The following is a 21,077-nucleotide window of genomic DNA, read 5'->3' on the forward strand; positions in this document are numbered from 1 at the left end:
GCGAATCCCTTAACGGATCGGGGCGTTGAGCTGGTCGGCGGTGATTTCGACGGCGGGTGGCGGCGGCGCTTCGACCAGCATCGACGCGGGCGGCATCGGGCGGTTGTCGGCCGCGACCGACACCTGAACCATCCGCGACATCACCGCGGGCGGCTCGCCCTTCTGGATCGCGTCGACATATTGCATCCCCGACACGACCCGCCCGAAGGCGGTGTAGCGCCGATCGAGCGAAAACCGCGGCTGGAACATGATGAAGAACTGGCTGTTCGCGCTGTCTTCGCTTTCGGCGCGCGCCATCGACACGGTCCCGCGCAGGTGCGGGGTGGGATTAAATTCGGCTTTCAGGTCGGGCAACTGCGACCCCCCCTGCCCGGTCGCCGTCGGATCACCGGTCTGCGCCATGAACCCGTCGATCACACGGTGGAATTTGACCCCGTCGTAAAAGCCGGCACGGGCCAGCTGCTTCAGCCGCTCGACATGGCCCGGGGCGACATTGGGATAGAGCTGGATCACCACCCGGCCGCCCGTCGAAAGGTCGAGGTTGAGCATATATTCGGGGTTGTTGATATATTGATCGGGCGACATCGTCGGAGCGGCGGGCGTTTCGGCCGTGGCTTCGGCTGCCGGGGCCGGAGCGGCTTCCTGCGCCGCGCCAGGGGCCGCGAACGCAAGCGTCATGGCGACAAGGATCGTGGGGCGAAAGGTAAATTTCATGCTGGATCGGCCCTTGGAAAAATCGTTTGCGGTTGCGCCCCGTTGGCGCGCCCTAGCGGGAAAAAGCTGAACGCTCAATGATCGGTATCAGCGCTCACCCTGGAGCAGCCCGCGCTCGGCAATGCGACCCACCACCGCTTCGCGGACCGCAGGCGTCACGAACTTGCGAATGTCGCCGCCAAAGATCGCGATTTCCTTGACCAGCCGCGACGCGATCGGTTGCAGGCCGACGTCGGCCATCAGGAATACCGTTTCGATCCGGTCGTTCAATTGCTGGTTCATCCCCGCCATCTGATATTCATATTCGAAGTCGGCGACCGCGCGCAGCCCGCGCACGATCATCCCCGCGCCTTCGCGCTCGGCAAAATCCATCAACAGGGAGTTGAACCCGACGACGCGGATGTCGCCGCCCAGCCCCGCGACTTCGGTGCGCACCATCGCGATGCGCTCGTCATCGTCGAACAAAGGCGATTTGGCGATATTTGTCGTCACCCCGATCACCAGCCGATCGACCAGCTTTGCGCCGCGGCGGATGATGTCCATGTGGCCCAAGGTGATCGGGTCGAAGGTTCCGGGATAAACCCCAATGCGCATCAACGGTCCCTTTCCACCACATAGCGCGCGATCGCGCGCAGCAGCGCCGCCTCGTCGCCGAAGCTCGCCAGATGTCCGATTGCCTGCTCGACCAGCGCGGTCGCCTGTTCGCGCGCGCGTTCCAGCCCCATCAGCGTCACGAACGTACCCTTGCCCGCCGCCGCATCCTTGTGCAGCGCCTTGCCCGCCAGCGCCTCGTCGCCCTCGACATCCATGATGTCGTCGGCGATCTGGAACGCGAGCCCGATGTCGCGGGCATAGGCGCGCAGCGCGGTGCGCCCCTCGGGCGGGATGCGCGCCAGGATCGCCCCCGCCTCGACCGAAAAGGCGATCAGCGCCCCGGTCTTGAGCTGTTGCAGCCGCGTCACCGTCGGCAGGTCGAAGTTTGCCGTTTCGGCAGCAAGGTCCATCATCTGGCCGCCCGCCATCCCCGCCGGTCCCGCGGCGCGCGCCAGTTCGCAGCACAGCTCGCCGCGCACGAACGGATCGTTGCTCGTCGCCGGATCGCACAGCCACTCGAACGCCAGCGCGTGGAGCGAATCGCCTGCCAGCACCGCGGTCGCCTCGTCGAACGCCTTGTGCACCGTCGGCTTGCCGCGGCGCATATCGTCGTCGTCCATGCACGGCAGATCGTCGTGGATCAGCGAATAGACGTGCATCGCCTCGACCGCAGCCCCGACGCGCAGGCTGGCAGTCCGGTCGACGTGGAACAAATTACCGGTCGCGCAGACCAGCAGCGGGCGCAGCCGCTTGCCCCCTGCAATTGCGGCATAGCGCATCGCCTCGTACAGCGGCGCGCGCGGATCGTGCGGAACCGGGAGCAGCCGGTCGAACAGCCGGTCGATATCGGCCATGATGTCCGCCTGCGCGCTGCGCAAGATGTCCGATCCGCGCGTCAATTCGTCGTTCGTCAAAGCCATGATCGCTCAGCTTTCGCCGAACGCGGTGGTCCCGGTCGGACGACCGTCGGCGCCCAGGCTGACCTGTTCGATCCGCGCCTGCGCCGCGGCAAGCCGCGCCTCGCAATGCGCGCGCAGCGCATGGCCACGTTCGTAAAGGGCGACCGATTCCTCCAGATTGACGTCGCCGCTTTCCAGCCGCCGCACAATCGTTTCGAGCTCGCCCATCGCCGCCTCGAACGACAGCGCGGTGATGGCAGGGTCCGGGGCGGGTGCGGCAGCGGCGTCGGGGGTGTCCGTCATAGCCCTGCTTTGGCCCTTTCGCCCCCCCATGGTCAAGTGCGGTCAGGCTTGACGTCGCACCCCGTCCGCCTACGCTGGCCCATATCCGATCGCCTCGACGAAAGTTCTGCCATGACCCTGCAAACCGTCAGCGCCTATTTCGCCACCGCCATCATTTTCGGCGTCCTCGACGCGATCTGGCTGCGCACGATGTTGACGAAAGTCTATCGCCCCGAAATCGGCGCGCTGTTGATGGACGGCTGGCGCCCTGCCCCGGCCCTGATTTTCTATGCACTTTATATGCTGGGCATCCAGATTTTCGCGGTCGCGCCGGCGCTGGCGGCGGGCAAATGGCAGGTCGCGGCGCAATGGGGCGCGATGTTCGGCTTTTTCTGTTACATGACCTACGACCTCACCAACCATGCGACGATGAAAATCTGGTCGACCAAGGTGACGCTCCTCGACATCGTATGGGGGACGCTGGCGACGGGATTTGCCGCGGGTGCAGCGGCGTGGCTGGTGCTCACATTGCTGCCGCGAGCCACTTAAACCCGCTTCACTTTCGACAATCACGATTCCGCTTTTTGCAATTGCCGCGCGGCGCGCGGCCAATCATGCTGCATTGCACAAGAGAGAGGGGCGTAAAGGCAAGTTTTGTTCTGGTAAACAAGGACTTGCATCATGAAAAAACTCTTCCTCCCCGCCCTGGCGCTGCTCGCCGTCACCCCCGCCAGCGCCCAAGCTGACGAACCCGTGACGCAGCGGTTCGAGCATAAGGGCGCCAGCTACCGCTATACCGTCACCCAAGTCGGCGATGTCCGCGTCATCAGCGGCGTCGAGGAACGCACCGGCAAACCCTTCACGCTGCGCGTCGGCCAGCACCGCGTCCGCGGCACCGTCGGATCGCAACAGGTGAGTTTTCCGCTGCGCGACGTCGAACCGCTGACCAAACCCGCCACCACCCTCGCCGCGCGTTGACCCCTTCACACCGCAGGCCCCATGGTGCCCAAAAAGGCATTATGGGGTCTGTTCGTTTTCCCCGCGCCCCGCTAAAGGCGCGCCATGACTCAGACCGCAACCGCGCCCGCCTCCGTCATCACCCCCGAGATCGTCGCCGAACACGGCCTCTCGCCGGAAGAATATGAGCGCGTCCTGGCCGCGCTCGGGCGCGAGCCGAATCTCGTCGAACTCGGCATCTTCTCGGTCATGTGGTCCGAGCATTGCAGCTACAAAAGCTCGCGTATCCATTTGAAGAAGCTGCCGACCGAGGCGCCGTGGGTGATCTGCGGTCCCGGCGAAAATGCCGGCGTGATCGACATCGGCGAAGGGCCGGACGGCAAGAAGCTCGCGGCGATCTTCAAGATGGAGAGCCACAACCACCCGTCGTATATCGAACCCTATCAGGGCGCAGCGACCGGCGTCGGCGGCATCCTGCGCGACGTCTTCACGATGGGGGCGCGCCCCGTCGCGAACCTCAACGCGCTGCGCTTCGGTCGCCCCGACCATCCGAAGATGAAGCATCTGATCTCGGGCGTCGTCCACGGCATCGGCGGCTATGGCAATTGCGTCGGCGTTCCGACGGTCGGCGGCGAGGTCAATTTCCACAAGGCCTACGACGGCAATATCCTCGTCAACGCGATGACGGTCGGTGTCGCCGAACAGGACAAGATCTTTTACTCGGCCGCTAGCGGCGTCGGCAATCCGATCGTCTATGTCGGATCGAAGACCGGCCGCGACGGCATCCATGGCGCCACCATGGCGTCGGCCGACTTCGGCGAGGATGCCGAGGAAAAGCGCCCGACGGTGCAGGTCGGCGACCCGTTCACCGAAAAATTGCTGATCGAGGCGTGCCTCGAACTGATGGCATCGGACGCGATCGTCGCGATTCAGGACATGGGCGCCGCGGGCCTGACCAGCTCGTCGGTCGAAATGGCGTCGAAGGGCGGCGTCGGCCTCCACCTAAAGATGGACGATGTGCCGCAGCGCGAAACCGGCATGACGGCATACGAGATGATGCTGTCCGAATCGCAGGAACGCATGCTGATGGTGCTGAAGCCCGGCAAGGAGGAGTTTGCGAAGGCGATTTTCCACAAATGGGAGCTCGATTTTGCGGTCATCGGCACCGTCACCGACACCGGCCGCATGGTGCTCGAACATCATGGCGAGATCGTCTGCGACATTCCGCTCGCGCCGCTCGCCGACGATGCGCCGCTCTATGACCGACCGCACGTCCCGACCCCGAAACAGGCGCCGCTGACCAACGTTCCCGAGACGAAGGACGTCGCCGCCGACCTCAAGACGCTGATGGGGACCCCCGACATCGCCAGCCGCCGCTGGATCTGGGAGCAGTATGACAGCCAGGTCGGCGCCGACACGGTGCAGACCGGCGGCGACGCCGCGCTCGTCCGCATCCATGGCACCAACCGCGCGCTCGCGATGAGCACCGACTGCACCCCGCGCTATTGCTACGCCGACCCCGTCGAGGGCGGCAAGCAGGCGGTCGCCGAAACCTGGCGCAACATCAGCGCGGTTGGCGCCACCCCGCTCGCAATCACCAACTGCCTCAATTTCGCGAACCCGCAGCGCCCCGAAATCATGGGCCAGATCGTCGGCTGCCTCGACGGCATGGCGCAGGCGTGCCGCGCGCTCGACTATCCGATCGTCTCGGGCAATGTCAGCCTCTATAACGAGAGCAAGGCGACCGGCGGCGGCAGCGCGATCCTGCCGACCCCCGCGATCGGCGGCGTCGGCGTGATTGAAGATCTGAACAAGGCGGTCGGCATCGGTTTCAAGCGCACCGGCGACATCGTGCTGGCGGTCGGCGAACGCGCCGGGCATCTCGGCCAGTCGATCTGGCTGCGCGAAATTCATGGCCGTGAAGAAGGCCCGCCGCCCGAGGTCAACCTGCGCTGCGAAAAGCGCACCGGCGACTTTATCCGCAATGCGATCAACGCCGGCTGGATCACCGCCTGCCACGACGTGTCGGACGGCGGCATCGCGGTGACGCTCGCCGAAATGGCGCTGAAATCGAACATCGGCGTGCTGGTCAGCGAAGAACAGCCGTTCGGCGTCGCCGAAAGCTTCTTTGGCGAGGACCAGGGGCTGTATCTCGTCACCGTTTGCGACACCTGCCTCGCCGACTTCCTCGACGCCGCGGGCCGCGCCGACGTGCCGGTCGATCCGGTGGGGCGGACGATCAAGGACCGCATCGTGTTCGAGCTGCCCGATAGCGATCATGAGGTGACGCTGGCGGAACTGCGCGAGGCGCATGAGGGGTTTTTCCCGAACCTGATGGGCGCCGACGCGGCGCTCGCGTAACTTCGTCATTGCGAGCGTAGCGAAGCAATCCAGAGCGGTGTACGCCTACTCTGGATTGCTTCGCTACGCTCGCAATGACGAGGGGCTATTTGGCACGGAGATGAGAGGTCCATGAGCATCCATATCGGCATCGGCGGCTGGACCTTCGAACCATGGCGCGGCACCTTTTACCCCGACAAACACCCGCAAAAGCGCGAGCTGGAATATGCCGGGCAGCATCTGACGGGGATCGAGATCAACGGCACCTATTACAGCAGCCAGAAGCCCGAGACATTTGCGAACTGGGCCGCATCGGTTCCCGACGGCTTCAAATTCAGCGTCAAGGCGTCACGTTTCACGACCAATCGCAAGGTGCTGGCCGATGGCGCCGCCTCGATCGAGAAATTCCTGACGCAGGGGCTGACCCGCCTCGGCGACCGGCTCGGTCCGATCCACTGGCAATTCATGGCAACCAAGAAATTTGACCGCGACGATTTCGAGGGTTTCCTCGATTTGCTGCCCGACAGCCAGGACGGCCTCCCCTTGCGCCACGCGATCGAGGTGCGCCACGAAAGCTTCCGCGACCCGGCGTTCATCGACATGCTGCGCGAGCGCAACATGGCGATCGTCTATGCCGACAGCGATGAATTTCCCTGCATCGACGAACAGACCGCCGACTTCACCTATGCGCGGCTTCAGCGGTCGCAGGAGGACGTCGAAACAGGTTATGACGACAAGGCGCTGGACGGCTGGGCCAAACAGGCCCGCGACTGGGCCGCGGGCGAGCGCGACGTCTTCCTCTTCTTCATCGCCGGCGCCAAAGTCCGCAACCCCGCCGCCGCACAAGCGCTGATCGCGCGGCTAGCCTGATAGTAAGGGGTACGACGAGAGCGGAGGGCGAGAGGCCTCGCCGCGGTCGGCCGTTCGTTCATAAACCTGGCGCTAATCGCGCGTTTCGTCAGCGACGGGATGACCTTGCAGGTTTTGCTTCCCCCATTCGCACAGCGGCGTCAGGGCGTCATTCAGCGATCCGCCCAATCGGGTCAGCGAATAATCGACGCGCGGCGGAACCTGATGGAACATTTCCCGATGGACCAGCCCATCCGCTTCCATCTCCCGCAATTGCTGGATCAGCATCTTTTCGCTGATCTGGGGAATACGCCGTTTGAGCGCGCCAAACCGCACAGCGCCATCGGATAATTCCCACAGGATAACCGCTTTCCACTTGCCGCCGATGATACCGAATACCGGCCCAAGACCGTCATTGTAAGGTTGTTTTCGTATCGCCACTTTATCCATTTCTTACCAGAAAGTCAGTATATGACAAATAAGTAGGTAATTGATTAATCGAAAGTATATCGCCACTCCATCTCGCGATCAACACGGCGTCGCGCCAGCGCCGCCTCCAGCGAGAAAGGATCCGATCTTCATGTCCGACAAATTGCTGATACTTGTGGGAAGCCCGAGGCGAAACGGCAACACTGCGGCGCTCGCCGATGCCGTTCGGAAAGGGGCACTGACGGGAGGCAGCGATGTTACGCTTCGCTATCTCGACGATCATATTTCCGCGTTTCTGCGCGACTGCCGCCAATGCCGTGGACCCGATGGCGAATGCGCCATCGATGACCGCTACCGATCGCTGTTCTTCGACGATTTCCTGCCCGCCCGCGGGGTGATTTTTTGCACGCCAATTTATTGGTATGGCGTATCCGCTCAGCTCAAGGCGTTCTTCGACCGCAGCTTCTGCTATTATGCGGCCTCCTATCCGGGGTCGCAGGATGCGCTCGCGGCGATGGCGCGCAAACGGCTCGGCCTGGTGCTGGCGTCCGAGGAAACCTATCCCGGTGTGGCACTTGGCATTATCCACCAGATTCAGGAATTTTCCCGCTACACCAATTCGGACTTCGTTGGCGTGGTGCGGGGCGCCGGGAACAGCCGCGGCGAGGTACGGCGCGATCCGACAAACCCGGTCGGAAACGCCCAACGATTTGGCAGGGACATTTTTTCCCGGGCCTATTCCGACTACCGGTTGGAAACGCCCCGGAGTCCGCGCGTCTGGCCGGAGAGCGGCCTGACAAGCTCTTCATCTTAGGGCGCGCGGCTGCAATGTCGGCCTGTCTAAGCCAGCTTCGATGTCTCCGGTTTTCGCCGGGGACATCGATCATTCACGCCGCGCGGGCGAGCTCCGGCATCGCTGCGGCTTCGGCGGCTTTCGTGCCCAGCAGGTCATAGGGGTCGATGCCGTCGGCGCGCATCATCGCGTGGACCTGCTTGTAAATTCTGGGCTCGGCGATCCCCAGCCGCTGCCGCGCCGCGTCCAGCGGTTCGGCGAGCAGTGCCTCGATATCCTGATAGGCGATCTGCTGCGCGGCGCGGCCGATCCGCTGGCCCTCACGCACCGCGCCATAGATCGGATAGCGGCGGCCGAACCCCTTGCGGATTTCGCGCGCGCCGGCCCAGGCGATGAACAAGGTGCCCCAGCTCGGCGTCTGGCTGTATGAAAAGGCGAGCACGCATTGTTCGCCCAGCGCATCGCGGCCGTATCCGGTCAGGATATGGAACAGGTCGTGCGTGTCGCGCAGCCGGTTGCCATAAAGTTCGAGCATGTCGTCATGGCGCGGCTGGCCGTGACGGAATTTGTCGAACTCGTCGACCAGCCCCTGCGCCGTCAGCCCTTCGCGTTCCATGAAGTCGACATAGGTGCGGCCGACGCTGCCCTCGGGCAATTGGCGCAGCGTGTCATGGTCGTCGAGCATCGCGGGCAGATATTGCCGCTCCGCCATCACCTTGCGACCGGTCGGGGTCGCGAAAAAGCGTTCGGCCGATCGCGCGAAACGACTGTCGCGCAGCGCTTCCAATATATGGAACACCTGTTCGGTGTCTTCCTTGTCGGCGATCAGCTTGCGAAAATGCCGCCATGCCTTGAGCGGGCGAAAGCCGCCGTCAGTGCGGTCGGGATGGTAGAGGGGGATGGTGTTCATCGCGAATCTCGTTTCAAGTTCCGGTATAGCCCAGATAGCATTACTGACAATAATGTCAATAGCTGAAATCGGTTGCGATAGCGCTGGACCGGTCGCCTCGATCACCGTACTAGAACGATAATACAGCGGAGGGCGGCATGACAGATGTTACCGGCGAGGACAGCGCCCGATTGATCACCCTCGACGCGATGCGCGGTTTTGCCGTCATGGGCATATTGGCGATGAACATCATTGCCTTTGCCATGCCCGAAATGGCCTATGTCTCGCCGCGCGCCTATGGCGGCGAAACGGCATCCGACATTGCCGCCTGGGCGTTCGGTTTCATCCTCTTCGACGGCAAGATGCGCGGGCTGTTCTCGATCCTGTTCGGGGCCAGCATGTTGCTCATCATCGACCGGGCCGCGGCGGGCGGGCAAAACCCCCGGTCGGTGCATTACCGGCGCATGGCTTGGCTCGCGGTGTTCGGCCTGTGCCATTTCTATTTCATCTGGTGGGGCGACATCCTGTTCCTGTACGCCGCCGTCGGTTGCGTGGCGTTTCGTTATCGCGACTGGGAAGCGAAGCGGCTGGTCAAACGGGCGCTTGGCCTGTTCGCGCTCGGCGTCGTGTTGACGTCGCTGTTCTTCGGGGCGCAACTCGCCGTGGCTGCCGCCGCCGACGACCCGTCCTCGCCGATGGCTGAAGCGGGGCAGTCGTTGCGCGAGGAATATGCCGCGATCGACGACGAGGTAGCAGGCGAACTGGAACTGTTCCGCGGTCCCTATTTGCCGATCCTGCAGGACCGCCTCGACAATGCGGCCGATCCGCTGGTCATGGTGCTGATGTCCTTCTTTGAAACGCTGCCACTGATGATGCTGGGCATGGCGCTGTATCGCAACGGGTTCCTGACCGGCGCGTGGAGCAGCGGCGAATATCGGCGGATGGCGATGCGCTGGTTGCCGTCGGGGCTTGCCCTCACGCTGCTGGTGGCGTGGATCCAGTGGCGTGCGGACTTCGACTATATCGTCGCGATCAACGCCTTTCTGGCGTGGGCGGCGCCGGGCCGGCTGATGATGACGATTGCCTATGCGGCATTGCTGATCCTGCTCGTTCGCGCCGCCGCGGGCAGCGCCTGGCTGGCGCGCGTCGCCGCGGCGGGCCGCGCCGCCTTTACCAACTATCTGGGGACCAGCATCGTGATGACCACGGTCTTTTACGGTTACGGGCTGGGGCTGTTCGGCGACGTCGGGCGCTGGTCGCTCTATCTGGCTTGCGCCGCGATGTGGGCGCTCATGTTGCTCTGGTCAAAGCCGTGGCTCGAACGCTACCGCTACGGCCCGCTCGAATGGCTGTGGCGCAGTCTGGCGCGCGGGCAGCTTCAACCGATGCGCAGGGGCACCGCCGATCAATAGCCGACGGCGCGACCAAAACCGTTCGGGCGTCGCTGGACCAGCGGATTGGCCTCGCGTTCGAGCGCGCTCAACGTCTCTTCGAACAATTTGCGTAGTTCGACGACGCGCGGAAGATATTCGTCGGGGCTGATCTGGCTTTCGACGCAGTGACGCGCGAACATTTCGATGTCCTCGGCAACCGCGCCCAGCTTTTCACCGCCGAACTGGCGCGCTTCGCTTTTCAGCGTGTGGGCGGGCATCACCATGCCGCGCGCGTCGCTCGCGCGCATCGCCTCTTCGATCGCGGCCACCGATTTGGTGCCGTCCTCGCGGAAATAGCCGAGAATGCGCACGAACGCGGCCCCCAGCTGCGTGCGGGTGGCGCGGAATTCTTCCCAATCGACCAGGATGTCGTCCAACTTCGTGTCCCTTGGCATAGCAATTCGGTCGGTGGTCCCGCCGCAGCCATGCCGGATTTGGGTAAAAAAGCCGTTACGGTGGTTGGCACCTGCGCACCGAACCGCCCCATTTTGGATCAGCGGCGGACGCGCCAGCGCCCCGCCCCGTCGCCATCGTCATCGCCGCCGCCTTCGGACGTCACCGCCCAACCATGCTCGGCGGCGAGCGCCGCGACTTCGCGCGCCGCGTTCGGATCGTCGGCGATCAACACCGCCTCGGGCGCGTCGCGCATCGCGCGGGCCAGCCGGAGCGCGGGCCAGGGACAGCGCATCCCGCGCGCATCGACGACCGTCGCCGATCCCTTATTCGTCATAGGGGTTGCGCGAATTGCGGAAGTTGAGCCGCACCGGTACGCCCTGAAACCCCAGTTCCTTGCGCATCCCGTTGACCAGATAGCGGGTGTAGCTGCCCGGCAGGGCATCGGTGCGGGTGCCAAAAACGACAAAGGTCGGGGGGCGCGTACGCGCCTGGGTGATGTAGCGCAGCTTGATTCGCTTGCCGCCGGGCGCGGGCGGCCGGTTGGCGTCCACCGCCCCCTCGAACCAGCGATTGAGCTTTGCCGTCGATACGCGGCCCGACCAGATCGCCCGCTGCTCGAACGCGACGCGGACCAGCGTGTCGATGCCCTTCCCCGTCGCACCCGACACGGTAAGCACGGGGACGCCCTTCACCTGGCTCAGCCCGTCGTCGAGCGCATTGCGGACGCCGTTGAACAGCGCCGACGCCTCTTCGGCGACATCCCATTTGTTGAGCGCAACGATCAGCGCACGGCCTTCCTGCAGCACCCGGTCGGCGATGCGCAGATCCTGCGCCTCAAGCCCCTTGGTCGCATCGAGCAGCAGCACGACAACCTCGGCAAAATCGACCGCGTGCAGCGCGTCGGCCACCGACAGCTTTTCCAGCTTGTCCTGCACCTTGGCGCGTTTGCGCATCCCGGCGGTGTCGAACAGCTGGATTTCGTGGACCTCGCCGTCCTTTTCCCATTGCCAATCGACGCGGATCGAATCGCGCGTGATCCCGGCTTCGGGTCCAGTGATCAGCCGATCCTCGCCGATCATGCGATTGATCAGCGTCGATTTGCCCGCGTTCGGTCGCCCGACGATCGCCAGCTTCATCGGCCCCGACGGCGCATCGTCTTCGTCGTCACCGTCGTCGTCGATTTCCGGCGAGATATCGTCCTCGGCGTCGTGCGCCTCGATGATCGGGCGCAGCGCGTCGAACAGGTCGACGACGCCCTCGCCATGTTCGGCGCTCAATGCGACCGGATTGTCAAAGCCCAGCGAATAGCTTTCCATCAGGCCGTTTTCGCCCTGCTTCCCCTCGGCCTTGTTGACCAGCAGAATGATCGGCGTGTCCTCGCTGCGCAACCAGCGGGCAATTTCCTCGTCAAGCGGGGTGACGCCGGCGCGCCCGTCGATCATGAACAGCGCCGCATCGGCCTCGCGCACCGCCTTTTCGGTCTGGACCCGCATCCGGCCGGGCAGCGTCGCCGCGTCCTGATCCTCGAACCCAGCGGTATCGACGATGGTGAATTTCAGCCCCAACAGTTCGGCATCGCCCTCGCGGCGGTCGCGCGTCACCCCCGGCTGGTCGTCGACGAGCGCCAGGCGCTTGCCGACCAGCCGGTTGAACAGCGTCGATTTGCCCACATTGGGGCGCCCGACAATGGCTATCGTCGCGGATCGCGACATCGATTTTCCCTCAATAAATAGGGACAATCCCTATTAAATAGTCCCATCAAATAGGGACTGTCCCTATTTATTCCGTGTTTGTCAGCGCCAGGCCGTGATCTGGCCGTCGTCGGCCAATATATAAAGCACGTTGTTCGCGACCACCGGCGGCTGCGACAGCGGCGATTTGAACTCGGTCGACGCCAGCAGCGTCCCGTCGGTCGGCGAAAATTCAGCCAGCGTGCCCTCGCTGTTGACGGCGATCAGGCGACCACCGGCCAGAATCGGCCCGGTCCAGCGGATCGGATCCTTTTTCTTCTTGTCGGTTTCGACGCGGAAACGCGCCAGTTGCTGCAACCAGCGGACCTTGCCCGTGTTGCGCGCGACGCACAGCAGCTTGCCGTCGTCGGTCATCGCATAGACCCACTGCCCGACCACATAGGGGGTCGAGATGCCGGCAATCGAAATTTCCCACGTCCGCTGGCCGGTGAGCAACTCATAGCTCGCCATGCGGCCGCCCTGCCCCAGCGCGAACACGCGGCCGTTGTCGATGACCGGATCGGCGTCGACGTCGGTCAGGGTCGATACCGACAACGCCATCGAGGTGCGCGCCAGCGCATCTTCCCACAGGTCACGCCCGTTTTCGTAACGATAGGCCTGGACCTCGCCCGACGAGAAGCCGGCAACGATCGTTCCCTGTCCGGCGGCGGGCGACGCGGCGCCGAACACGCTGCCAGCCTCCAGAGAGGCGGTCGCCTGCCACAACACCGCGCCGTTGGCCGCATTGAGTGCGATGATCTGGTTGTCCTGGCTGATGACATAGACGCCGCCAAAGGCGATCGTCGGCGCACCGCGCAGCGGACCAGCCGGCTTCACCTTCCAGATGACCGACCCGTCGGCTGCATTCAACGCCGCGACATCACCGACGCCGCTAGTGGCATAAACGACATTGCCGTCCACCCCGGCGCCGCCACCGAACAACGAGTTGCGAAACTCCTTGCCGGGACTGCCGATGGCGGTGCTCCACAGCCGCGCTCCGGTATCGGCGGCAAAGGCCGTGACCACCGCATCGGTATCGACCGCGAACAACCGATTGTCCGCCACGACCGGCGCGGCGGCAAGCCGCTGTTTGTTCGTGCTGCCCGCGATATTGGCCTGCCACAACCGGCTGCGCGTTGCACCCAGTGCGGGGTGCCCCATCGATTTCGACGCATTGCCCCCCGACTGCGCCCAAGCCGCGTTCACCGCCGGTTCGGGCAAGACCACGGCAATGGCCGCGGTGGCCGGATCGACCTTGACGCTGCTGTCATTCGACAGGATCGACACGCGCTCGCCGACCGTTGGCGTCTTGGGTCCGCCGTCACCCTTGAACACGCCACATCCGGCGAGCGGCAGCGCCAGCAGCGCTGCATAGATTCCCAAACGCGTCTTCCGCATATTAATTGGCTTCCTCGGCTTTGGCGGCTGCCGCTGCGCCCTGCGCGGCATTGCCTTTCTGGTCCGCGGCGCCCGGCGCCGCCGTTTTGGTTTCCGTCCCCGCGCTGGCGTCGGCCCGGTCGTCGACGGCATCGACACCCAGCATTCCCGCCATCTGCACCGACCGCGACTGCAGCGATTTGGCGACGCCCGGCAATTTGGCGATACGCCCGTACAGCGCCCCTGCCTGGTCATATTGTCCAAGCTGGTAATGCGCGGTGGCCGACAGTTCGGCAGCGCTGGCAAACCAGCTCGACGCCGGATCCTTGGCATCGACCAGCGGCTTCATGCGCGCGATCACCGCTTCGGGTTTCAGGCTGTCATATTCGAATGCGGTCTGCCGGATCAGCGCCAGGTCGCGCAGCGCCTGGTCGATCTTTTTGTCCGCCACGATGCCGGCCATCAGCGCCGCCGCGCCCTTCAGGTCGCCATTCTGCGCCTTGATGTTCGCCTGCTGCATCACCGCCACCGCGCGATACACCGGCTCGCTGCCCGCGGCGAGCTTTTGCAGTTCGCCGTTTGCCGCTGTCGGCTGGGTGCCCGCCAGCTTTTCGAACGCCGCGATCAGCTCCTCCGCCCGCTCGCCGCGCACTGTGTCCTGATGATGGCCCCAGTAAAGATAACCGCCAAACCCCGCCAGCGCCGCCAGAACGGCTGCAATGATCCACCGGCCATAGCTGTGCATGATCGTGTCGAGCCGGTCCTTGCGAACGGCTTCATCGACTTCCTGCAACAGCGCGGCGTCATTGGTCGGGCGCAGGGCCAATCAAACCTCCATCAAACAGTCATGGCGTCGGGCCAACAGCCCGCCGCGGCTTCCTTAGCGACGGTGCGGAAAAACGCCAAGCGATTCACTCCGCGTCGCCTTTCGCGGAACGATCACGTCAACCGGCGTAGGTCTGATCCTCGGTCGGGAATGAACGCAACCTGACTTCGTTCGCATAATTCTGGACCGCGCCGCTGACGACCCCGGCCATATCTTCGTATTTTTTGACGAACTTGGGGACGCGCTCGAACATGCCCAGCATATCGTCGGTGACCAGCACCTGCCCGTCGCAGCGCGCCGATGCGCCGATGCCGATCGTCGGACAGGCGACCTTGTCGGTGATCTCGATCGCGATCGATTCGAGCACGCCTTCGATCACGATCGAAAAGGCACCGGCATGCGCGACCGCGACCGCATCCTCGACGATCGAGCGCGCCTCTTCCGCACTCTTGCCGCGCACGCCATAGCCGCCAAGGATGTTCACCGCCTGCGGGGTCAGTCCGACATGGCCCATGACCGGGATGCCGCGCTGGGTCAGGAATTCGATCGTCGGCGCGAGCACCTTGCCGCCTTCGACTTTCACCGCGGCGGCGCCGGTTTCCTTGAGCAACCGCGCGGCATTGTCGAACGCCTGTTCGGGGCTGCCTTCATAGCTGCCGAAAGGCATATCGACGATGACCGCGGCATGATAGCTGCCGCGCACCACCGCGGCGCCGTGCAGTGCCATCATCTCCATCGTCACCCCGACCGTATGCGGCAGACCATAGATGACCTGCGCCAGCGAATCGCCGACCAGCAGCATGTCGCAATGCGGATCGAGCAGCTGCGCCATGCGGACGGTGTAGGCGGTCAGCATCACGATCGGCTCGCCCCCCTTGCGCTGGCGAATGCGCGGCACCGTCAGCCGCTTCATCGGCTGCGGCGTCGGATTGGCGCGGCTGGTGGACGTGTCGAGGGTGAGCGTTTTCGGGGTCGTAGACATGGCGCGCGGCTTAGCCGTTTATGCTGCGGCGCGAAAGCGACAAAGCCGCACGATGTTATTTCTGATTGACTCCATGTTAAAAATATCGGACATTGTGTTCGAATCATGAGACATGGAGATCGGCAAATGTCGTTTCGCGAAAAAATCCACTGGATCGCCTTTATCGCCATGCTGCTGGCGTTCGGCTGGTATTTCCTCGCCTTCCCGTGGCGCGATGCCGCGTCGCCGGCGGCACTGTGGGCGGCGGGCGGGATGCTGATTCCCCTGACGATCGGCATTATTGTCGTGATGACGGTGGCGACCGCGATCATGGCGATCCGCAACCGCAGCGAGGTTCATATCGCCGAGGACGAGCGCGACCGGACAATCCACTGGTACGGCACCCATCTCGCCTATTACCCGATGGTGGTCGGCACCTGGGCCGGGATCGGCCTGATCTTTGCCGAAGCCCCGCCCGCGATCCTGCTCAACCTGCTGCTCGCGATGGTGGTGATGTCCGAACTGCTGCGGATCGGATCGCAGATCTGGCTTTACCGGCGCAGTTGAACAGCGCGCTCACCGCGATCCCGGAGGTTGCCATGTCAATTGTCGAAAAAATCGGATGGGCGACGCTGATCGCGATCCTGCTGGCTGCCAGCCACTATTTTCGCGGGCCGCTTGCCGAGCCCATGCCGCTGGCCGTGCTTCTATTTCCTGTCGGAGTGAATGAAATGCCCGAATTATCGTCCACCAACAACCGGCCCGCCCGCCTGCTGACGGGCACGACGCCCGGCACAATTTATCCGCGCCTCACCGGCATCCGGATCGGCTGAGCCATGTCGCCCGCGATCCTGAAATCCGCCCGGCAAGTGGCCGACGACGACTCCGGAGACCTGTCGATGAACTTTCGTGAAAAGACGGCCTGGCTGAACGTCATCGCCATGACCGTGGCCTACATCTTCTATTTCGGCCTCCTGTTGTCGGGGCACCCCGCCGGACGCGAGGTGTTCCCGATGCTGTGGCTCTTCGGATCGATCGCCGTTGCGCATGCGATCACCGTGATTGTCGGCACGATCATCCTGTCGGCGCAGGCACCGAAATCGGAGCGCGCGCGCGCCGACGAACGCGACCGCGCCATCCGCCGCCGCGGCGCCGCCGCCGGCTATTATGTCCTGCTGGTCGGTATGATGGTCGTCGGGGTCTATATGCCTTTTGTCGAAAGCGGCGTGCCGCTGGCGAATTGCGGGCTGCTGGCAATCGTACTCGCCGAACTGGCAAATAGCGTCGTCGTCCTCATGAGCTATCGGCGGGGCTGGCATGGCTAAACTCCCTTTCACCAACGATATCCGCACCCTGCGCTTTCTGGCGGGCGAGATGACGCAAGGCGATCTTGGCGACCGGGTGGGCGTGACGCGGCAAACGATCGCGGCGATCGAACAGGGGAAATATTCGCCGTCGCTCGAAGTCGCCTTTCGCATCGCGCAGGTGTTCGGCAAACCGCTCGAAGCGGTCTTTCAGTGGGAGACCGGCGGCGATTGAAACAGCGCGGCCGCGCGGCCCGGCCCACGCCTCTCCCCGGTGGCGGCGGGCCGGGTTTGGGCGGTGATGGGGTGGAACAAAATATTCCTCCCCGCTTGCGGGGAGGTGGCAGCCCGCAGGGCTGACGGAGGGGGCTCTCGGTTTTAAGCGGCGCGCCAGGCCGTTAGCCCCCTCCACCACCGCCTGCGGCGGCGGTCCCCCTCCCCGCAAGCGGGGAGGATCGATTATGACCGCAATCGATCATCATCCGCCGTTGGTGTATACTTAGCGTTGTGCCACTTTCGCCGCCGCCACCGCCTCGCGCACATTGTCGCTGAACAGGCCGTCGATCCCCGTCGCCAGATAGGCGGCAATCTCGGCACCCAGCTTGCCATGCCCCGCCGGGTTCACCCCGCCGCGCTGACCCAACGGCAGGAAATAATTTTCGCGGCGAAAGGTCCAGGGATGCACTTTCAGGCCCGCCGCATGCGCGTCGCGGACCAGCGTCGTCGGCTGGCCCAGCGACCCGAGCGCGCCGCGCGGAATCACCATCGCCTTGTTCGGGCCGATCCCGTCGGCATAGGTGGCGATTCGCTTCAGCCCCTCCGCCCGCGCCATCGCGGCATAGCTGGTACCGGGCATGTCGGGCGGACCGCCCTCGGCGTCCATCAGCTGGATCAGCGGCAGGTCGCTTTTGGCGCGCAGGTCCATCAGGTTGCGCACCTCGAAACTCTGGATAAAGACGGGCGCCTGCCGCCCGCGATAGCCGAAGCGATCGAGCAGCGCGAGCAGCGGCGCCTCGTGCGGCAGGCCGATCGCGGTAAAATAGCTCGGGTACTTGGTTTCGGGATAGACGCCGACGGGTGTATCGCGATCCCGGTTGACTTCGGCCAGCAGCGTCAGGATTTCCTCGAAGGTCGGCACGTCGAACTGGCCGTCATAAGTCGTCGCGCGCAGTTTCGGCAGCCGTTCGCGCGCGCGCAGAGTCTTCAGCTCGGCCAGCGTGAAATCCTCGGTAAACCACCCCGTCACCGCGCGCCCGTCGATCGTCTTGGTCGCCTTGCGTGCCGCGAACTCGGGGCGATCAGCGACGTCGGTCGTTTCCGAAATTTCGTTCTCGTGCCGCGCCACCAGCACGCCGTCCTTGGTGAGCACCAGATCGGGCTCGATGAAGTCGGCGCCCTGCTCGATCGCCAGCTTGTACGCCGCGATCGTGTGTTCGGGGCGCTCGCCCGACGCGCCGCGATGCGCGATGACGATCGGCGACCGGCCGTCGAGGGTCGGCTGCGCCGTCACCGGTTCAGCCGCGCAGCCGACGAGCAGCAGCGGGGCCAGCAAGGCCGTGATAAACCGGATCATGCCGCAAATCGCGCCTGCCAGTCGGCGGCGGCAAATCCGACGCTGACCCCGTCCGCGGCTTCAACAACCGGTCGCCGGATCATCGCCGGTTGTTCGAGCATCAGCGCCTTCGCCGCGGCGCTATCCAGCCCGGTCTTCGCGTCGTCGGGCAGCTTGCGAAAGGTCGTGCCCGCCTTGTTGAGCAATTTTTCCCACCCGAGCGCGTCGATCCAGCCTTGCAACCGCGCCGCGTCGAGCCCGTCCTTGCGGACATCGTGGAATCGATAGGCAACGCCCTGCTGGTCAAGCCAGCGCCGCGCCTTTTTCACCGTGTCGCAATTGGGAATGCCGTAAAGAATCATCGTCATGATTCTGCCCTAGCAGCAGCCGATGACAAGTTCGAGGCGCGCGACCGGGCCCAGCCGTCAGGCGGCCGACGCGCGGTCGGCGATCCGGGTGTTCGCGCTGGCGAGTTTGCCGCGCAGCGCGCGTGCAAACCCTTCGTGAAGCGCACTTGCGATGTCGGGATTGGCGGCCAGATAGGCGCGCAGCGCGGCAGCGGGCACGAACCACAGCCGGGCATTGCTGGCCAGCGCCACGGTGCCGGTCGCATGGGTGCCGTCAAGCACCGTCGCCTCGCCGATCAGCGCGCCGTCCATGAGCCGCCCGACATCGACGCCGTCGCGGCGAATCGTCGCCTGCCCCTCCGCCAGATAGAAAAGGCTTGGCGCCGCCTGATTCTCGCGGATCAGCACCTCGCCGCGCTTGGCCGAAATCCAGTGGCCCTGGTCGATCAGCCCGCGCGCCGCGACCGCATTGAGTCCGTTGAAATGCTCGCGCCGCAGCGCATCTTCCTCGGCCGAAAAGCGGACTTGCTGCTGACGAAGCCACAGCCGCGCCAATATCGCCAGATTGACGATCAGGATCGCCAGCACCAGCGCCCCGTAACCCAGATCGGGCTCGCGAAAGAGAACGAGCGGTACCGCGACCAGCGCCGCAGCAGCGAGTCCGATCCGCACATAATCGAGGCGCACGACAAAGCTTGTCGCCAGCAGCAACAGCAATGCTCCATAAACAAACCAGGCGGACTCGAAATTCGTCATAGCCACCGCCAATCGCGTTGTGGGGACCCGGAATCAGGTCTCTTGGTGTATAACGTCGCCGATAGCCAACTGCCTTGATGCGCCGGGCAGGGAAAAATCTGAAATAAACTATCAGTTTTTCCGCCCCAAGAAAAGCATAGGTGCGCAAATGTCACGATAATGCTAATTTTTGCATCGCGATTGTCGGGCGCATTGCGTCACGGCGCCATTCGCGCCATGGCGGCCCCGGTTTGGACAGTGAAGACGACAGGCAAATGACAAAAAATTGGCAACCGCACAGCTGGCGCTCGCACGAGGCGCGCCAGCTTCCGACCTACCGCGATGCCGACGCACTTGCCGCGGCCGAACGCGAACTCGCCGGTTATCCGCCGCTGGTTTTTGCAGGCGAGGCGCGCGACCTGACCGCCGAACTCGGCCGCGTCGCCGAAGGCAAGGCGTTTCTGCTTCAGGGCGGCGACTGCGCCGAAAGCTTTGCCGAATTCCATCCGAACAACATCCGCGACACCTTTCGCGTGCTGCTCCAGATGGCGGTCGTCCTGACCTTTGCCTCGAAAATGCCGGTGGTGAAGCTCGGCCGCATGGCTGGGCAGTTCGCCAAGCCGCGGTCGGCGGATATGGAAGACATCGACGGCGTATCGCTGCCCAGCTATCGCGGCGACATCATCAACGACATCGCTTTCGAGGAAGCGGGCCGCGAGCCAGACCCCGCGCGGATGGTCAAGGCGTATAACCAGTCGGCGGCAACGCTGAACCTGCTGCGCGCTTTTGCGAACGGCGGTTACGCCAATCTGCACCAGGTCAACGCGTGGACGCACGACTTCATGGACCGCAGCCCGTGGGCCAAGAAATATCAGGAAACCGCCGCGCGCATTTCCGAAGCGCTCGCCTTCATGGAAGCGTGCGGCGTGACCCCCGAAACCGTGCCGCAGATCAAGGGCACCAGCTTCTACACCAGCCACGAGGCGCTGCTGCTGCCTTATGAGCAGGCGCTGACGCGGCAGGACAGCCTGACCGGCGGCTGGTATGACACCTCGGGGCACTTCCTGTGGGTCGGCGACCGCACCCGTTTTGAAGGGTCGGCGCACATCGAATATCTGCGCGGGATCGGCAATCCGGTCGGCATGAAATGCGGGCCGAGCCTCGAGCCCGACGTGCTGCTGCGCCTGCTCGACACGCTCAATCCCAATCATGTCGCGGGCCGGATGACGCTGATCACGCGCTACGGCCACGACAAGATCGAGGCGCACCTGCCCAAGCTGGTGCGCGCGGTGAAGGAATCGGGGCATCCGGTCGTCTGGTCGTGCGACCCGATGCACGGCAACGTCATCAAGACCTCGACCGGCTACAAGACCCGCCCGTTCGAGCGCATCCTCGCCGAAGTGCGCGGCTTCTTTGCCGTCCACCGCGCCGAGGGCACGCATGGCGGCGGCATCCATATCGAAATGACCGGCCAGAATGTCACCGAATGCACCGGTGGCGCGATGGACGTGACCCAGATGGACCTCGCCGACCGTTACCACACGCATTGCGATCCGCGGCTCAATGCGGGGCAGTCGCTCGAACTGGCGTTCCTGCTGGCCGAAATGCTCAATCAGGAAATGAGCGAGCGCGCGAAGCAGGCGGCGTAATTCCCCTTACCTCGTCATTGC

26 protein-coding genes are annotated in these 21,077 nt (G+C 64.2%); 11 read left to right on the forward strand and 15 right to left on the reverse strand.

Annotated features, from left to right (window positions below):
* Positions 1-9: 9 nt before the first annotated feature.
* From IR187_RS06870 to IR187_RS06885, 4 genes are all read right to left on the reverse strand, one after another.
* Positions 10-714, reverse strand: coding sequence for a peptidylprolyl isomerase (locus IR187_RS06870; RefSeq protein ID WP_194953864.1), 705 nt, complete (start codon positions 712-714; stop codon positions 10-12).
* Between the two features lie 87 nt (positions 715-801).
* Positions 802-1,308: a pantetheine-phosphate adenylyltransferase gene (gene coaD, locus IR187_RS06875; protein ID WP_194953865.1), complete on the reverse strand. Its 507-nt coding sequence runs from the start codon at positions 1,306-1,308 to the stop codon at positions 802-804.
* Complete coding sequence (locus tag IR187_RS06880; RefSeq protein WP_407699076.1) at positions 1,308-2,162, reverse strand: polyprenyl synthetase family protein; 855 nt, start codon at positions 2,160-2,162, stop codon at positions 1,308-1,310. Before IR187_RS06880 ends, coaD begins: the two co-directional genes overlap by 1 nt.
* A gap of 72 nt (positions 2,163-2,234) precedes the next feature.
* On the reverse strand, positions 2,235-2,510 hold the full coding sequence (locus IR187_RS06885) for an exodeoxyribonuclease VII small subunit (RefSeq protein WP_194953867.1): 276 nt from the start codon (positions 2,508-2,510) through the stop codon (positions 2,235-2,237).
* Positions 2,511-2,621: 111 nt separating this feature from the next.
* Between IR187_RS06885 and IR187_RS06890 the strand changes: the two genes are divergently transcribed.
* From IR187_RS06890 to IR187_RS06905, 4 genes are all read left to right on the forward strand, one after another.
* Positions 2,622-3,038 (forward strand): DUF2177 family protein, encoded by a 417-nt coding sequence (locus tag IR187_RS06890; RefSeq protein ID WP_194953868.1) that lies wholly within the window; start codon positions 2,622-2,624, stop codon positions 3,036-3,038.
* Between the two features lie 132 nt (positions 3,039-3,170).
* Complete coding sequence (locus tag IR187_RS06895; protein WP_194953869.1) at positions 3,171-3,467, forward strand: hypothetical protein; 297 nt, start codon at positions 3,171-3,173, stop codon at positions 3,465-3,467.
* A gap of 84 nt (positions 3,468-3,551) precedes the next feature.
* The gene (gene purL, locus IR187_RS06900; RefSeq protein WP_194953870.1) at positions 3,552-5,807 is read left to right on the forward strand and encodes a phosphoribosylformylglycinamidine synthase subunit PurL; all 2,256 of its coding nucleotides are present in this window, start codon (positions 3,552-3,554) and stop codon (positions 5,805-5,807) included.
* A gap of 111 nt (positions 5,808-5,918) precedes the next feature.
* On the forward strand, positions 5,919-6,656 hold the full coding sequence (locus IR187_RS06905; RefSeq protein ID WP_194953871.1) for a DUF72 domain-containing protein: 738 nt from the start codon (positions 5,919-5,921) through the stop codon (positions 6,654-6,656).
* A gap of 72 nt (positions 6,657-6,728) precedes the next feature.
* On the opposite strand, the gene IR187_RS06910 is transcribed toward IR187_RS06905, so the two are convergent.
* Positions 6,729-7,085, reverse strand: coding sequence for a winged helix-turn-helix transcriptional regulator (locus IR187_RS06910; protein WP_194953872.1), 357 nt, complete (start codon positions 7,083-7,085; stop codon positions 6,729-6,731).
* Between the two features lie 130 nt (positions 7,086-7,215).
* On the opposite strand from IR187_RS06910, the gene IR187_RS06915 reads away from it, so the two are divergent.
* The gene (locus IR187_RS06915) at positions 7,216-7,878 is read left to right on the forward strand and encodes a flavodoxin family protein (RefSeq protein ID WP_194953873.1); all 663 of its coding nucleotides are present in this window, start codon (positions 7,216-7,218) and stop codon (positions 7,876-7,878) included.
* A 73-nt stretch (positions 7,879-7,951) separates the two neighbouring features.
* Here IR187_RS06915 and IR187_RS06920 read toward each other — a convergent pair whose 3' ends face one another.
* Positions 7,952-8,767: a Coq4 family protein gene (locus IR187_RS06920; protein ID WP_194953874.1), complete on the reverse strand. Its 816-nt coding sequence runs from the start codon at positions 8,765-8,767 to the stop codon at positions 7,952-7,954.
* A gap of 137 nt (positions 8,768-8,904) precedes the next feature.
* Here IR187_RS06920 and IR187_RS06925 point away from each other — a divergent pair, with 137 nt between their 5' ends.
* The gene (locus IR187_RS06925) at positions 8,905-10,158 is read left to right on the forward strand and encodes a DUF418 domain-containing protein (RefSeq protein WP_194953875.1); all 1,254 of its coding nucleotides are present in this window, start codon (positions 8,905-8,907) and stop codon (positions 10,156-10,158) included.
* On the opposite strand, the gene IR187_RS06930 is transcribed toward IR187_RS06925, so the two are convergent.
* The 6 genes from IR187_RS06930 to panB form a co-directional block, all read right to left on the reverse strand.
* Complete coding sequence (locus tag IR187_RS06930; RefSeq protein ID WP_194953876.1) at positions 10,152-10,574, reverse strand: Hpt domain-containing protein; 423 nt, start codon at positions 10,572-10,574, stop codon at positions 10,152-10,154. The genes IR187_RS06925 and IR187_RS06930 overlap by 7 nt on opposite strands.
* A 98-nt stretch (positions 10,575-10,672) precedes the next feature.
* A complete protein-coding gene (locus IR187_RS06935) occupies positions 10,673-10,909 on the reverse strand; it encodes a sulfurtransferase TusA family protein (RefSeq protein WP_194953877.1) in 237 nt (78 codons plus the stop codon).
* Entirely contained in the window at positions 10,899-12,287 is a 1,389-nt protein-coding gene (der, locus tag IR187_RS06940) for a ribosome biogenesis GTPase Der (protein ID WP_194953878.1), read from the reverse strand. Before der ends, IR187_RS06935 begins: the two co-directional genes overlap by 11 nt.
* A gap of 81 nt (positions 12,288-12,368) precedes the next feature.
* Entirely contained in the window at positions 12,369-13,703 is a 1,335-nt protein-coding gene (locus IR187_RS06945) for an outer membrane protein assembly factor BamB family protein (protein WP_194953879.1), read from the reverse strand.
* 1 nt (position 13,704) lies between these two features.
* Positions 13,705-14,508 carry a tetratricopeptide repeat protein gene (locus IR187_RS06950; protein WP_194953880.1) on the reverse strand — a complete coding sequence of 268 codons (804 nt, stop codon included), beginning with the start codon at positions 14,506-14,508 and terminating at the stop codon, positions 13,705-13,707.
* A 118-nt stretch (positions 14,509-14,626) separates the two neighbouring features.
* Positions 14,627-15,490 (reverse strand): 3-methyl-2-oxobutanoate hydroxymethyltransferase, encoded by an 864-nt coding sequence (gene panB / locus IR187_RS06955; RefSeq protein WP_194953881.1) that lies wholly within the window; start codon positions 15,488-15,490, stop codon positions 14,627-14,629.
* 126 nt (positions 15,491-15,616) lie between these two features.
* Between panB and IR187_RS06960 the strand changes: the two genes are divergently transcribed.
* From IR187_RS06960 to IR187_RS06975, 4 genes are read left to right on the forward strand one after another with little or no spacing between them, the layout of a single operon-like run.
* Positions 15,617-16,036, forward strand: coding sequence for a hypothetical protein (locus tag IR187_RS06960; RefSeq protein ID WP_194953882.1), 420 nt, complete (start codon positions 15,617-15,619; stop codon positions 16,034-16,036).
* Complete coding sequence (locus IR187_RS06965) at positions 16,033-16,302, forward strand: hypothetical protein (RefSeq protein WP_194953883.1); 270 nt, start codon at positions 16,033-16,035, stop codon at positions 16,300-16,302. The genes IR187_RS06960 and IR187_RS06965 overlap by 4 nt, the downstream gene beginning before the upstream one ends.
* 3 nt (positions 16,303-16,305) lie before the next feature.
* Positions 16,306-16,794 carry a hypothetical protein gene (locus IR187_RS06970; protein ID WP_228765607.1) on the forward strand — a complete coding sequence of 163 codons (489 nt, stop codon included), beginning with the start codon at positions 16,306-16,308 and terminating at the stop codon, positions 16,792-16,794.
* A complete protein-coding gene (locus tag IR187_RS06975) occupies positions 16,787-17,008 on the forward strand; it encodes a helix-turn-helix transcriptional regulator (protein WP_194953885.1) in 222 nt (73 codons plus the stop codon). The genes IR187_RS06970 and IR187_RS06975 overlap by 8 nt, the downstream gene beginning before the upstream one ends.
* 264 nt (positions 17,009-17,272) lie before the next feature.
* Here the strand turns inward: IR187_RS06975 and IR187_RS06980 are convergent, their stop codons facing one another.
* Genes IR187_RS06980 through IR187_RS06990 form a run of 3 tightly spaced genes read right to left on the reverse strand, consistent with a single transcriptional unit; the run spans position 17,273 to position 19,428 of the window.
* Positions 17,273-18,346, reverse strand: coding sequence for a glycerophosphodiester phosphodiesterase (locus tag IR187_RS06980; protein ID WP_194953886.1), 1,074 nt, complete (start codon positions 18,344-18,346; stop codon positions 17,273-17,275).
* Complete coding sequence (locus IR187_RS06985; RefSeq protein ID WP_194953887.1) at positions 18,343-18,693, reverse strand: ArsC family reductase; 351 nt, start codon at positions 18,691-18,693, stop codon at positions 18,343-18,345. Before IR187_RS06985 ends, IR187_RS06980 begins: the two co-directional genes overlap by 4 nt.
* Before the next feature lie 57 nt (positions 18,694-18,750).
* Positions 18,751-19,428: a Crp/Fnr family transcriptional regulator gene (locus IR187_RS06990; protein ID WP_194953888.1), complete on the reverse strand. Its 678-nt coding sequence runs from the start codon at positions 19,426-19,428 to the stop codon at positions 18,751-18,753.
* Positions 19,429-19,682: 254 nt separating this feature from the next.
* Between IR187_RS06990 and IR187_RS06995 the strand changes: the two genes are divergently transcribed.
* Positions 19,683-21,056, forward strand: a complete 1,374-nt coding sequence (locus tag IR187_RS06995; protein ID WP_194953889.1) for a class II 3-deoxy-7-phosphoheptulonate synthase — start codon at positions 19,683-19,685, stop codon at positions 21,054-21,056.
* Positions 21,057-21,077 lie beyond the last annotated feature (21 nt).

Origin of the sequence: Sphingopyxis solisilvae, from assembly GCF_015475875.1 — a bacterium.
GTDB classification, from domain to species: domain Bacteria; phylum Pseudomonadota; class Alphaproteobacteria; order Sphingomonadales; family Sphingomonadaceae; genus Sphingopyxis; species Sphingopyxis solisilvae.